A 14,200-nucleotide genomic window follows, 5' to 3' on the forward strand; every position below is an offset into this window, starting at 1 on the left:
CGTTGGCGGCACAGTTTGCAGGAGGAGCGCCGCTTGAACCGCCATTGGCGGCGCGTTTACAAAAGTGGAGCCGCCTTCGGCGGCGTTTTTAAATCGCCGGCCGCAGGCCGGCTCCTTCCGATAATGCTTTGCCGCGATGGTGGCTAAACTGCGATTTCGGCGAACCGCCATCATCCCCGAGGACACAAATGATGGTGGCTAAACTGCGATTTCGGAGAACCGCCACCAACGCCGAGGACGCAAATGATGGTGGGGGAGACGCGATATCGGAGAACCGCCACCATCGCTAAGGATGCAAACGATGGTGGTGGAAGTGCGATTTCGGCGAACCGCCACCATCGCCGAGGACGCAAATGATGGTGGTGGAAGTGCGATTTCGGCCAACCACCACCATCACGGAGGGCGCTAGCGATGGTGGTGGCAGTGCGATTTCAGCCAACCGCCACCATCGCCGAGGACACAAATGATGGTGGTGGAAGTGCGATTTCGGCCAACCACCACCATCGATGAGGGTGCAAATGATGGTGGGGGAAACGTGATTTCGGCCAACCGCCACCATCCCAGAGGACACAAACGATGGTGGCTAAACTGCGATTTCGGCTAATTGCCACCATCTCGGAAACGCATAGCCTGTAAAATGGTGGAGCGCCGCCGGAACTGCCATTGGCAGCGCGTTTACAAAAGTGGAGCCGCCTTCGGCGGCGTTTTTAAATTGCCGGCCGCAGGCCGGCTCCTTATCTTGTAGAGTGGAGTGGCTGAAAAGGCAAAACCCCTCTACGCTTGGTCGCGCCTCTGTAGAGTGGAATTTCAAAAAAGACGAAACCACTCTACACTTGTTCGCACCTCTGTAGAGTTAAATTGCGGAAAAGTGGAAACAACTCTACAGCTGCTCGTCATCCGGTAGAGTGGAATTTCAAAAAAAGCGAAACCACTCTACATCCGCGTCTCATCTTGTAGAGTGGAATCGCTGAAATGACGAAACCACTCTACGCCCGCCTGTGATCCTGTAGAGTGAAATTGCTGAAAAGGCGAAACCACTCTACACTCGCCTGTGATCCTGTAGAGCGAAATTGCTGAAAAGGCGAAACCACTCTACATCCGCTCATCATCCGGTAGAGTGGTTTCGCATCAATCGCAAAACAAACACGACGACCAAGACACGTTAAGCGGACGCGGCAGTTTTGCTCTGTTCGGCACCACCTATGCTAAAATGGAAGGCAGGAGGCTGCTATGCAAAAAGCACTTTATCGCGCCTACCGTCCACAAACCTTTGATGAAGTGGTCGGCCAGGACGCCATCGTTACCGCATTGAAAAATCAGGTCACGACCGGACATGTCGGCCATGCCTATCTGTTTTCCGGCACGCGCGGCACGGGCAAAACGTCCTGCGCCAAAATTTTTGCGCGTGCAGTCAACTGTTTGGACTCGCAGGAAGGCAATCCCTGCAATACGTGCGCCCATTGTCGTGCCATCCTAGAGGAAACCACCATGGACGTCGTGGAGATGGACGCCGCCTCCAATCGTGGCATTGACGACATTCGGGAGCTTCGGGAAACCGTCATCTACCCGCCGGCGCAGGTGCGCTATAAGGTTTACATTATTGACGAAGCGCACATGATTACCAAGGAAGGCTTTAATGCGCTGCTGAAGATAATGGAAGAGCCGCCGGCACATCTGATCTTCATTCTGGCGACAACCGAGCCGGAAAAAATACCGGCCACCATTCTTTCGCGCCTCCAGCGATACGAATTTAAGCGCATCGATGTGGAAGTCATTACCCGGCGCCTTTCCTATATTGCGGAAAAACAGGGCATCACGATTACGCCGGAAGCCCTGACCGCCTTGGCACGTGCTGCGGACGGAGCCCTGCGTGATGCGCTCTCCCTGCTGGATCAGGTCATGGCAATGGGGGAGACCGATATCACGGAAGAACTTGTCGATCAAGTGCTTGGTACTGCCGGAAAGCTTTCGCTTGCACAGCTCACGCGGGATGTGCTAAACGATCGCATGACTGCTGCCATGACCCATGCTGCCTCTCTTCTGCAGGAAGGAAAAGAGGCTGCCGTACTCCTTCGGGAATGGATCGCCTATTTTCAGCAATTGCTGCTGATTAAAGGAGCCGGAAAGGAATGGAAGGCACCCATTTCCGAGATGGAACGTCAGGAGATGGAAAGTCTCGTTGCCGACGTACCTATGGCGCGCCTGCTGGATTCGGTCGATCATCTGGTGGAAACCGACGCACTTCTGCAGAAATCGGACCATGCGGATACACTGTTTCTGGCTGCCGTGGCCCGGCTGATCAATTATGCTTCGCCGCGCGTCTTGGAAAGTCGCATTGCTGCGTTGGAACAAAAGCTGTCCATGGTGGAGCGTTGGCAATCCCCTGAGAAAGCCATCCGGGATGCGATGGATCGCTTGCAGGCCGTTGCGCCCGTCGCACCGCAGGCTGTCGCGCCTGCGTCGAAAGAGCTGCCGGAAAAAGAGCCGTCGGCCTCCAAATCCGTCGCCCAGCCGGCGTTCAAACCCGTCGCACCGCCCAAACAAGCGACGCATCCGCAAGAAGCCGTACAGCCGGCTTCCAAACCTGTCGCACAACCGGAACAAAAGCCTGTCGCGCCGCCGCAACCAACGGATTTCACTGCGCCCTCCGCGTCATCCGACTCGTTTTCGGCGGATCCGGAAGCTTGGTATCGACGCAACGAGGATGCCTGGCGCAGTGCCGTGGAAAAAGAAAAAATCGTTCCCACGTTTTTTCTGGGGAGCTTTGATAGAATAGACGTACAGCAGGGCAATGCCTACATTACCTATGCTCGGGAAAACGAAGCGAAGGGAACGCTTCTCAAGGCAAAAGAAGCGGAGCTTTCCGCTGCGTTTTCGCGCTTTGCCGGGGAAACGATTCGGTTGCATTTTGGGGAGGAGGCGCCGGCAAGGCGACCATCGAGCGACACAACCGAGCCGACGCAATCCAAAGATAGGACGCAACCGGAGGACGGGAAGCAATCTAAGGACAGGATGAGCACGTCGACGAAACCGGTAACAGTACCAACGACTGCCGAGTCGATAACGCCTTCCGCGGAAATGGCGACAGACAAAGGGCACGCACCGACGAGCATGCCCGGCGATGAGCCCACTGAGCCGGAATCAGACTGGACATGGCAGGAATTACAACGCACCATCCCCAAAGAAATACTTAAGAAGATGGAATAAGGAGGAGACATGAAGGGATTCAAAGGACCGCGCAGCGGCAACAATATGAACAACATGATGAAGAAAATGCAGCGCCTGCAACGGCAGATGGAAGAGACGCAGCAGAAGATCGATGCCACGGAAATCGAGGCCAGCGCCGGCGGCGGAGTTGTAAAAGTGAAAATGAACGGGAAACATGAGCTGTTAGAGCTTGTGATTGACCCGGAAGTCGTGGATCCGGAAGATACGGAAATGTTGGCGGATCTCGTCATGGTCGCCGTGAACGACGCGATTCAGCAGGCATCCGCGCTTAACGAGTCGGAGATGGGACGCCTGACAGGCGGCATGAATATTCCGGGACTCTAATATTCCGAAAACAACTATTTCGGAAACTTACGATCCCGAACGCGAATAAAGGAGGGGACATGAACGAATTTCCGGCGTCCGTAGAGGTACTGATCGAACGCTTTCGTCAGCAGCCCACCATTGGAAAAAAGACAGCACAACGTCTGGCGTTGCATGCCCTGAAAGATCCGGCCGCAACGCGTGCCTTTGCCCGCGCCCTTTTGGACGTGACGGAGAAGGTCCACCGCTGCCGCATTTGTGGCAATATCACCGAAGAGACGATTTGCCCCATTTGCGCATCGGCAAAACGCGACCATTCTGTGATTACGGTTGTGGAAGATGTGACGAATTTGTTGGCCATTGAGCGCGGTGCCGCCTATTTCGGCACCTATCACGTGCTGGATGGCTTGTTGTCACCCATGGATCAGCGCGGCCCCGAAGATATCGGCGTGCACCGTTTGCTGCAGCGCATCAAGGACTCCATGAACAGCGAAACGCCGGTAAAAGAGGTCATTTTAGCGCTTTCGCCCACTGTAGAAGGCGAGACCACCATGCTCTTTCTGGCGGACCAGCTGGAAGCGTTTCCCGTGCGCGTCAGTCGCATTGCGAGCGGCATTCCCGTCGGCGGATCGCTGGAATACTACGACGAATTAACATTGGCTCGTGCCATGGAGGATCGTCGTGCGATGAACGAACGCTAAGGCCTTATTTCCGGCCGACAAATTCCCGGGCACACGTGACCAGCCAGGAGAAAATGGCCTGCTGGGCATCATTTTTGGCAGCCATCATTTCCGGATGCCATTGAACGGCGAGAAAAGCAGGCATTTCTGGACATTCCAGCGCCTCGATCACGCCGTCTTTTGTTTGCGCACAGGCGGAAAGGGACGGTGCCACGTCTTTCACAGCCTGATGATGAAACGAGTTGACCCAGGTGCTTTCACCGAGCAGATTTTCCAACAGCGAATGGGGACGAATTTCCAGCGCATGCACGCCATATTCGCGCGGCACGTTCTCGATGCTGTGATATAGTGTAGAAGGTTTTTGTGCCGGCAAATCCTGATACAGCGTTCCGCCGAAGGCAATGTTGAGAAGCTGCATTCCGCGGCAAACGCCTAAAATCGGAAGATGTCGTTTTTTTGCCAATCGGGCGAGGGACGCCTCATGGTGATCCTGCTCGGGCACAACCGGACCGCAGGTCTTTTCGGTACTCTCGCCATAGAGCGGGGTATACAGGTCTGCACCGCCGCAAAAAATAATGCCGTCGAGCACGTCGAGAAGCGCTTCGCGCTCTTCGTCCGTATCCACCGTCGGCAACAGGACAGGCGTTGCGCCGGCAACCGAAACCGCACGCACAAAATCATCCGTGCAGACATGATAGCTTTGGCCGGCAACGCCCATGTGCAACATGGGTCCGAGTTGATCATTATGAGTGTAGGTCGTACTAAGACCGATAATGGGCTTCATGGCAGACTCCTTTTCTGTTTTTTCCATTGTAGCCCGTTATAACCGACCCTCGCAAGCCTTGCGGAAAGCATGCCTGCGAAAACAGCAGGCTTGTCACACAAGCGGCGGGGAAAGCGGAAAAGGAGAAACCATGAAGGCGCAGTCGATACTGGAAGTGAATACGACGAAGATTCGCGAAAATCTGCTGGCCATGCGCAAAGGCCATCCCCAAGAGATCTTCGGCGTGGTCAAAGCTGATGCCTACGGGATGGGCGCGGTGCGCGTCGCGAACGCGCTTCGTGAGGATGTCGTCGGATTTTGTGTCGCCACCGTCTCGGAGGCGCTTACCTTGCGCCGGACCATTGCGGACAAGCCGATTCTTCTGTTCGGCTATACCGATCCGGATGATCGACCGGAACTGATTCGGCGGGGTATTCGTCCTGCCATTTCGACGTTGGCGGATGCCGAGGCGTGGAATCGCGAAGCAGAGAAGGTGGGCATTTGCGCCCCGATGCATATTGCGTTGGACACGGGCCACCGTCGCATCGGATTTGTGACCGAAAGCGAGGAAGCTTTTGCGGACATCTGTGCCGCAGTCAAGCTTTGGCATCTGCGCATCGAGGGACTCTTTTCCCACTTTGCGACCGCGGATGAAGCGCCGTTTCCGCATCCCTTTGCACAGGAGCAGCTTTCCCGGTTCCGGCGGATGGCCGAACGACTCGAAGCGGCCGGCATTTCGATTCCCTTTCGCCACATCGCTAATGACGCCGGTCTTCTCTTCTTTCCGGACGAAGAGCTCTTTGATGCGGCACGGCTAGGCATCTGTCTTTATGGACACTATCCCTCGAAGGAGAGCGAAGCGGCTTGTGACATCGATTTGCAAATTCCGTATCGCTGGACAGCACCCATTTCCCGCGTGAAATGGATGGACGAAAACGAGAGCGTGGGGTATGGACGGACGTGGTTCAGCAAGCGGAAAACCAAGGTGGCCACCGTGCAGGTCGGTTATGCGGACGGCTATCCGCGCATTCTTTCCGGTCGCGCGATGATGCTCGTAAAAGGCGTCGCATGTCCGGTCATCGGGCGCATATGTATGGATCAGCTGATGCTGGATGTGACCGACGCACCGCCGGTAGACGTGGGCGATCGCGTGCTTGTGATGGGGGCTGCCGATTGGGAGCATACCGATTCCCGCGCGATTCGCAAAGCAAGTGAGCGTGCGTTCGCTACGCTTTTTGGAGATGCAAGCGCCATGGCGGAGAAGGAAACGACAACCGTTGCGACACGTCACGACGGAGAAGGCCTTTCTTCGGGAAGAAAAAATCTCCCGGGCATTTCGGCAGATAGCCTTGCTGACCGCGCAGAAACCATTTCGTATGAATTATTGACTGCCATCGCTCCACGTGTGTATCGTGTGGAAGTGAAATAGAAATCTTACAGAAAGGAAGGAAAATGGAAGCTAAGTTTCTCACACCGAAACGAAAACTCGTCGTCACTATGCTTATGTTCAGCACTTTGGGGCTGTTTCGACACGGAATTCTTTTTCCTTCCAGCGTAGTGGTGCTGTTTCGTGCCATCATCGGCTTCCTTTTTCTGGCGGCGTTATTTGCCTTTGGACGGCTGTCTTTTTCGCCGGCGGCGGTTATGAAGTATAAAAAGCGTATCATCTTGGCCGGTATCATTACAGCAACGGACTGGATTTTGCTCTTTGAAGCCTATCGGTATACCACCGTGGCCATCGCGACCATGTGCTATTGCATGTCTTCGCTGATGTTTATGTTGGCTTCACCCTTTTTCTTCGGGGATAAGATCAGTTTGCGCAAAGGACTGGCCATGGGTGGCGCGATTTTTGGAATGCTCTTCGTCTCGGGCGTAATCAACGGGGAGTTAAAGGGCGGCTTCGGCATCGCGCTGGCTCTCCTGGGTGCCGTCTGCTACGCCACGGTCATGGGCATCAGCAAAACCATGAAGGAAGTGGATGGGGCCAGTTTAGCGCTCACGGAGCTGGGCGTTGCGGCCGTGGTCATGATTCCCTACGTGCTGCTAACCGAAGATGTGACACTTTTACAGGTGGATCTGCGTTCCGTCGTATATACCGTGATTTTAGGCGTGGTGCATACAGGCCTGGCCTACGCCATGTGGTTTAATGCCATTCAGCATTTGCCCGCACCGACGATTTCGCTGCTGAGCTATGTCGACCCGGTCTCGGCCGTTTTTGTATCGGCCATTCTGCTCAGCGAACCCTTGTCGCCGGTTACGGCAGTTGGATGTGTTATCGTCATCGCCTCAATGGTGTATAGTGAGTGGGGTGGTGTAGAAAGCCAACTGGAAGCTGTTTCGGCACAGACATCGGCCGGAACGGGAACGTTACACTCGTCAAACGAATGGAGGAAGTAATATGGCACATAGCGCCATTGTCGGCATTAACTGGGGAGACGAAGGCAAAGGCCGCATGGTCGACCTTTTAACGGAAGACTATGACGTGGTCGTTCGCTATCAGGGAGGCGGCAATGCCGGTCATACCGTGGTCAATGACCAGGGCACGTTTGCTTTGCATCTTTTGCCCTCCGGTATCTTTCGTCCGGAGGTGATCAACATTCTTGGCAATGGAGTTGCCGTGGATTGCGAAAACCTCTGGAAGGAAATGCAGGAAGTGGAGAAGAAGGGTGTTAAACTGTTGCCCCCGCATTTTCAGATTTCGGAACGGGCGTCTCTCGTTTTGCCTTGGCATCGTGAGTTGGACGCTCTGGAAGAGGCACGCCTTGCCGATCAGAAATTCGGCTCGACCAAACAGGGCATCGCGCCGTTCTATGCGGATAAAGCCGCCAAGAAGACCATTCTTGCCGGCGAACTTTTGCATCCCGCGCATCTGCGCGCCCATGTGGAACAGCTGGTGGAATGGAAAAATCTCACGCTGACGAAAGTGTACGGGGCGAAGCCAACCTCCACCGAGGAGGTTCTTGCCTGGCTGGATCAGTATGGAACGCCTCTAAAGCCCTATATCGGAAACACCGCGAAGGTGTTGCGCGAGGCCGATCGTGCCGGCAAGCACATCCTTTTTGAAGCGCAATTGGGTGCGCTTCGCGATCTGGACTTGGGCATCCATCCCTACACCACTTCTTCTAATGCCCTTGCCGCCTATGCGCCGGTTGGCTCCGGTTATCCGGCAGTGAGGCTGGACAATGTCATCGGCGTGGTGAAGGCGTATTCCAGCTGCGTCGGGGAAGGCCCCTTCACCTGTGAATGGTTTGGAGAAGAGGCCGAAACGCTTCGCAAGGCCGGCGGCGAATACGGCGCAAAAACCGGACGTCCCCGCCGCGTCGGTCCCATCGATCTCGTCGCCACCCGTTATGGCGTGCAGGCGCAGGGCGCAACCACCCTTGCTTTAACCAAACTGGATGTGCTCAGCTATCTTTCTGAAATTCCCGTCGTTGTGCGTTACACCGTAGAGGGGGAGGAGACCGACGAGTTCCCGTTCCCGGCATGCCTGGAGGACGCGAAGCCCGTTGAAATCACGCTTCCCGGCTGGAAAAAGGATATTTCCTCCTGCCGCACCTGGGATGACCTGCCCAAAGAAGCACAAGATTACGTTCTCTATTTGGAAAAAGCGCTCGACTGTCCGATTCATTATGTTTCCGTCGGCCCCGAGCGCGACGCGATTATTCTGCGGTAAGTGACTGGGCGCGGTGTTTTTACACTACGCAGCCGAACGCCGATTTTGACGTTCGGCTGCTTTTTATTTTTTATAGGCGCGTCCGTACCGTTTTGTTTTCCGTCGGATGAATTGTACATTTGTCTTGACAGTTATGCACATTTGTCTTGACAGTTATGCACATTTGTCTTGACAGTTAAGTCTTGACAAACGTTTTTTCTTGGGATAGAATTTCGTAGTGCGTTGAGGTAGACGTGTCAACGTGTGTTAGCATATACTAATAGAAAAGAGAACACTTGGTCGCCTTTCGAAGGCAGCTCTCATTGAGTTAGCTATGGCTAACTTTATTCTATTAGTAAGCCATGACTAACTAATAGAATATTACATACTTTTGGACACGTCGCTAAAAGATGTGTTTCTGCGGGGAGGAGAATATGGTTTTAGAAAAACATAAGCTACGTATTTTTTGGCAAACCGTAGCGATGGTTATGGCTTTCGCGTTACTTATAGCTTCTATCGGCACGGAAAAAGCTTTTGCTGCGGAGGAAAAGAATACTTTTGAAGTACCTGTTAAATTGATGCACGCCTATGAAAAAAGTCAACCCTCCATGGGCAATCCGGCGATGCATCAAACTGCCGTTATTACGGAAACCAAAGATGGAGCAGATATTGAACTGCAATTTACGGCTTTAGACTTTATGAATATGCATGGCCATTTATTGAAGCTCTATGCTTGGGATGGAGAACCGGCGCCCGAACGAAACGACACCTGTAAGGAAACCAAGGTGATAGCAGAGGAAAAAGATGCGGGGTTGGATGGAAAGCAGATGGTTTTCCCCTCGAAGATTGTCATTCATCGCTCATTGTTGCGAGAAAAAGAATTTTATGTGCGTGTGCGCGTGGATGCAATGGACAGTATCGCCGGTGGCGAAGGTATGGGTGAGCAAAACGCTCGTTTGGTCTTTGATTATTCCAAGGCCCCGGCTGCGCCGGCAGGAGCAAACATCGCTCCAGAAGCACCGGATGCAAAAACACCTCAGGAAGAAAAACATACGACGGTTAACAAAAACTATGATCTTTCCACGTTAAAAGATGGCAATTACACCGTAAAGATCGATTTATGGCATATGCATGAGGATCGCCCCTCCATGGGGAACGGCTCCATGAATCATCTGGCGTTATTAAAAGTCAAAAACGGAAAAGTTGAATGCCAATTCACTGTACATCCCATGGGCGTCAGCGGGATTGTTGCCTCTCTGATTACCTTTCAATATCCGGATGAACAGGGAAACTTAGCCCTTGCAGAGGCGGTCGAGAAAAAATTGGAGGGTGGGAAGGCCAGTAAATTCAGCTTTCCTCTCTATAAGGGTGAAGAATTCATGCACTGCATGGTTGATCCGAATGTTGCCGCCATGGGAAATAAACCGGTGGACGCGCGGCTCCGCTTCTATTGGGATACGCTGGAGAAAGTGAGTGACACCTTCGTTCTTGAAGGCAGCACAGAAACCTCTTATGGTGATGTCTACACTCCGCCGGTGGATCAAACGGACGAAGCGTCCGGTATCCGTCTCTTAGCCGACGAACGTGTGTTGGCAAGCGGCGCGGTTTTAAAAGTTGAGGAAGTAAAAGATGGTGCGCTATTCCAAAAGGCGGCAGATTTTGGCAAAAAGCATAGCCTCGATTTAAAACTGTACAAAATTGGTTTTGTAGACGACACAGGCAGTCCGTTAAAGCCAGTGCGCCAGATTCGCCTGCAGTTTCCGCTGCCGAAGAATGCGAAAGCAGAAAAATGCCAAATTATAAATTTTGCGGACGATGGCACGCCAAATCCTCTGCAAGCAAAGAATGTAGAAGGAAAAATGGAAATTGTTACGGCAGCCGATGGCTATTACGCGGTTGCTACGCCGCAATCTGCAGCGATTCCGGCATGGGCATTTCTTGGAGCGTCCATTGTATTCTTACTTGTTGTTATCGCTCTGATTATGCGACAGAAAAAACAAGGCAAGAAGAGTACAGCTGCGCTCGCACTGTGCCTTATCGTCGGGTTAAGCACACAACTGTTCTTTCTGCCTGTAACGGGTCATGCCGCTGCGGCAGCACCGGAAAACGGGGCGTACATTACGCGTATTTTCGGATCCTATCTCAACCCCGAAACGGGGAAGACGGAGGATGGCGGCACACAAAACGCCGCCATCGGTGAGGGAATGGTGGATGGCGTTGTTACACCGTCCGATCCTGCCGGCGGTTTTAACAGTGTATTTCAAAAACCGGCGCCGGGAGAGGAAAAATATGCCGACGCCCTGATCGAAAAACGCTTAGATGGCAAGATGTTTGCGACGATCCGCTTGTATCTCATGAACTTCATCAACTTCAGTGAAGAAGACGGCCCGTTTTTCAAAGTTCAACAAAAGGACGGTACATACCAAAAAACGCCATATCAAATCACCAAAAGTCAAATGCAAGGGGTCGATGGGATCAATTATAGCGATTTCCGCTTTGAGGTACCGGCTGAGAAATTCAACTGCTCCATTGAAATGTTTGTTAATCCCATGGGGCGCGCTGTGAAGTATTTTGTTATTTCGACGGGAGAACTCCAGAAAGGCAATAAGGACTTCAATGACTACTTCGTCCAAGATGACGCCTATTATTTAAAGAAAAAGCAACAAGAAAAGATGCTTTTGATTGGTGGGGGCGTGGCCGTAGTTGTCATTATTGCGGCAGTTTGGATCGTAAAAAAAAACAAAACTAAAAAACAGATCCTGAGCGCTTTTCTGCTTCTATTGCTGGCGACTTCTCTTAGCGCCTGCGCCGGCAAAGGTCCGGTTTATTCGGAACGTCAGCTTCCGGAAATCGGAAAAGGCATTAAAGTACCGGAAGAGTATTTAAAGGACGAAACCGACCTGAATGCCGTCAATAAAGATAAAAAATCAGAGCCCGAAGGGCAGGAACGCGTGGTTTGCACCTCGGTTGCTTTGTGCGAGATGATGAATCGCCTAGACATTCATTTGGTCGGCCGTCCGTCGACGAAATTGCATCGCATGCCGCCGCGCTACGACAATATCGTGCAGATCGGCATGCCTATGAATCCGAATATGGAAGTCATCTATTCGCTAAAACCCACGGTCGTCTATTGCCCGGATACCTTGCAGGACTGGTTGAAAGAAGGCTTTGAAAAGCATCATCTGCCCATCTCTTTTGTGGATCTTCGCAGCGTGGAAGGACTCTATCGCTCCGTGGAAACAATCGGCGAGCGCTTTGGGAAAAGCGAAAATGTGCAGAAATTGCTGAAAGAATACCATGATTTTTTAGCCGAGTATCAGGAAGCCACAAAGGGCATGAAAAAGCCTCGCGTTTTGCTTTTGATGGGATTACCCGGATCGTATGTTGTGGCAACCCCGCGTTCCTACGTGGGAAGCTTGTTAGCAATGTCCGGCGCCGAAAATATTTTTGAAGGCGATGGCAAATCCGAATTCATGAATTTAAGCACGGAAGAAATGTTGGCGCGGGATCCGGATATTATCTTGCGAACTGTCCATGCCATGCCGGAGGTGGTGAACGAAATGTTCCGCAAAGAGTTTGCGGAAAACACCATCTGGAAGAATTTCCGTGCGGTAAAAAACGGTAACGTCTATGACTTGGATGCAGGAAGTTTCGGCATGAGCGCTAACTTTGAATATCCGAAGGGGTTGGAACAATTGCGGGAAATTTATACGCAATATAACGAGAAAGGCGTTTCGCATGAAAATGACAGCAGCCATTGATGCGACTTCTCAACACGATGGCAGACGCAGCGCTTTTTTTATCAAACTGCTCGTATTGTCGGTTGCGTTTGTTGCCCTTTTAGTGTTTTCAGCGATTTTTGGAAGCCTGAAAGTGGGAGTCGTGCAGTTCCTTACCGGTCTTTTTAATGGCAAGGACGATCTCGTAAATGCCATCATCGATCTTCGCTTTCCGCGTATTTTGATCTCTGCCTTGGCAGGTGCGGCCTTAGCTTGCTCAGGATGTCTTTTACAGGCATGTCTTAAGAATCCCTTGGCAGATCCGGGCATTATCGGCGTTTCGGGTGGCGCCCAATTTATGGATCTTCTGGTCGGCATGCTATTGCCGCAGCTATTCTTTGCCAAGCCGCTGTTTTCGTTTTTAGGCGGTGCTTTAGGCTTCGGACTTGTCTACGTTTTATCGGTTCGGGATGGCTTGAAACCGCTTCGCATCATCTTAACGGGCATAGCGATCAATGCAATGTTTTTAGGCTTGGTATCAGGGTTGAAGTACTTTACGGGGCAATTGATGGGGGCGGCGCCTGGGTTAAGCCTTGTGAATATCAATATGAAGGGCTGGCAGGACGTTTGCTTTCTGCTGACCTATATTCCGGCGGGCCTTGTTGCGGCGATTCTTTGCGCGCGCTTGTGTGATCTCTTGTTGCTGGAGGAAAAAACCGTATCCGGCTTGGGAGTCCGTGTCGGCAGAATACGTTTTATTGTTTCCATAATCGCCGTATTTTTGGCTTCGATCGCCTCTTCTATTGTCGGGATTATTTCCTTCTTGGCCCTGATTGTGCCTCATTTGGCGCGGACACTCGTAGGAAACGCACATCGCAGGTTGTTGCCCTTTGCTTCCTTGCTGGGGGCTTTTATCTTCCTGTTTTTCGATACGCTGGGAAGAACGGCGTTCGCTCCGGTGGAAGTGCCGGCCTCCATCTTCATGATGGTGATTGGCGGCCCCGTTTTCATTCTGCTCTTTCGAAAGGGGGATCGCATTGGCTACGGGAAATAAGGATCTTCTTTTTGAAGTGCAGCATATAGATTTTGCCTATCCGGAAGCGCCTCCGCTTTTCGAGGATTTTTCTTTGGCGCTGCCGAAAGGCGAGGTGATCGCCATAGTTGGACAAAACGGATGCGGCAAGAGCAGCTTACTGAATCTTTTAGCGAAAAATCTGCACCCGAACAACGGAACCATAGTATTGGAAAATTGTTCATTGGACACCTTCAACAAACGAGAATTTGCGAAACAGGTGGGCATGGTGCATCAACAAAACCGTGCACCTTCGGATTTGACGGTGGAGGAATTGGTTTCCTATGGACGAACTCCCCATAAGTCACTCTTCACTTCTCGTCTGTCCTCGAAGGACTGGGAAGTTGTCGATCGCGTCCTGCAATGGACAGGTGTAGAGGAACTAAGAAAACGCCCGATCGGCACACTTTCGTATGGGCAACTGCAACGCGTCTGGATAGCCATGTCTTTGGCGCAAGAAACGAAGATTCTCTTCCTGGATGAACCGACAAATTTTTTGGATATTCGTTTTCAAATCGAAATTCTGAAACTGGTGCGTTGGCTCAATCGCGAACAGGGCATGAGCATCGTCATGGTGCTGCATGATATCAATCAGGCCACGGCCTTCAGCGACCGCATTGTGGCCTTGAAAACGGGAAAACTGCTCTTTAACGATGCGGTACAAGAGTTCTTACAACCCAGCATTTTACGTGAGGTTTATGACATAGACCTTGAGATAGTTCATACAGGTCAGGTCGATCTGGTCAAGACGGTCTGATAGGGCGAATCCATATGGATTCAATG

The 14,200-nt window shown here is 52.2% G+C and carries 10 protein-coding genes; 9 read left to right on the plus strand and 1 reads right to left on the minus strand.

Translation table 11 applies throughout. The features are described 5' to 3' along the window. Nucleotides 1-1,230: 1,230 nt before the first annotated feature. The 3 genes from dnaX to recR are packed head-to-tail and all read left to right on the plus strand — an operon-like array spanning nucleotide 1,231 to nucleotide 4,232. Nucleotides 1,231-3,207: a DNA polymerase III subunit gamma/tau gene (dnaX, locus tag FXY30_RS02840; RefSeq protein WP_071705223.1), complete on the plus strand. Its 1,977-nt coding sequence runs from the start codon at nucleotides 1,231-1,233 to the stop codon at nucleotides 3,205-3,207. Nucleotides 3,208-3,216: 9 nt separating this feature from the next. After that, the gene (locus FXY30_RS02845; protein ID WP_071705224.1) at nucleotides 3,217-3,552 is read left to right on the plus strand and encodes a YbaB/EbfC family nucleoid-associated protein; all 336 of its coding nucleotides are present in this window, start codon (nucleotides 3,217-3,219) and stop codon (nucleotides 3,550-3,552) included. A gap of 59 nt (nucleotides 3,553-3,611) precedes the next feature. Beyond that, nucleotides 3,612-4,232, plus strand: coding sequence for a recombination mediator RecR (recR, locus tag FXY30_RS02850; RefSeq protein WP_071705225.1), 621 nt, complete (start codon nucleotides 3,612-3,614; stop codon nucleotides 4,230-4,232). Nucleotides 4,233-4,236: 4 nt separating this feature from the next. Here the strand turns inward: recR and FXY30_RS02855 are convergent, their stop codons facing one another. After that, nucleotides 4,237-4,995: a gamma-glutamyl-gamma-aminobutyrate hydrolase family protein gene (locus FXY30_RS02855; protein ID WP_071705226.1), complete on the minus strand. Its 759-nt coding sequence runs from the start codon at nucleotides 4,993-4,995 to the stop codon at nucleotides 4,237-4,239. Between the two features lie 130 nt (nucleotides 4,996-5,125). Between FXY30_RS02855 and alr the strand changes: the two genes are divergently transcribed. From alr to FXY30_RS02885, 6 genes are all read left to right on the plus strand, one after another. Further along, on the plus strand, nucleotides 5,126-6,403 hold the full coding sequence (gene alr, locus FXY30_RS02860; RefSeq protein ID WP_071705227.1) for an alanine racemase: 1,278 nt from the start codon (nucleotides 5,126-5,128) through the stop codon (nucleotides 6,401-6,403). Between the two features lie 23 nt (nucleotides 6,404-6,426). Further along, nucleotides 6,427-7,371, plus strand: coding sequence for a DMT family transporter (locus FXY30_RS02865; protein ID WP_071705228.1), 945 nt, complete (start codon nucleotides 6,427-6,429; stop codon nucleotides 7,369-7,371). 1 nt (nucleotide 7,372) lies between these two features. Then, on the plus strand, nucleotides 7,373-8,647 hold the full coding sequence (locus FXY30_RS02870; protein ID WP_071705229.1) for an adenylosuccinate synthase: 1,275 nt from the start codon (nucleotides 7,373-7,375) through the stop codon (nucleotides 8,645-8,647). Nucleotides 8,648-9,060: 413 nt separating this feature from the next. Continuing rightward, nucleotides 9,061-12,387 (plus strand): heme ABC transporter substrate-binding protein IsdE, encoded by a 3,327-nt coding sequence (isdE, locus tag FXY30_RS02875; RefSeq protein ID WP_162272151.1) that lies wholly within the window; start codon nucleotides 9,061-9,063, stop codon nucleotides 12,385-12,387. Then, the gene (locus FXY30_RS02880) at nucleotides 12,365-13,399 is read left to right on the plus strand and encodes a FecCD family ABC transporter permease (protein WP_071705230.1); all 1,035 of its coding nucleotides are present in this window, start codon (nucleotides 12,365-12,367) and stop codon (nucleotides 13,397-13,399) included. Before isdE ends, FXY30_RS02880 begins: the two co-directional genes overlap by 23 nt. Then, a complete protein-coding gene (locus FXY30_RS02885; protein ID WP_071705231.1) occupies nucleotides 13,383-14,174 on the plus strand; it encodes an ABC transporter ATP-binding protein in 792 nt (263 codons plus the stop codon). The genes FXY30_RS02880 and FXY30_RS02885 overlap by 17 nt, the downstream gene beginning before the upstream one ends. Nucleotides 14,175-14,200 lie beyond the last annotated feature (26 nt).

Origin of the sequence: Murdochiella vaginalis (assembly GCF_902381775.1) — a bacterium.
Lineage (GTDB): Bacteria > Bacillota > Clostridia > Tissierellales > Peptoniphilaceae > Murdochiella > Murdochiella vaginalis.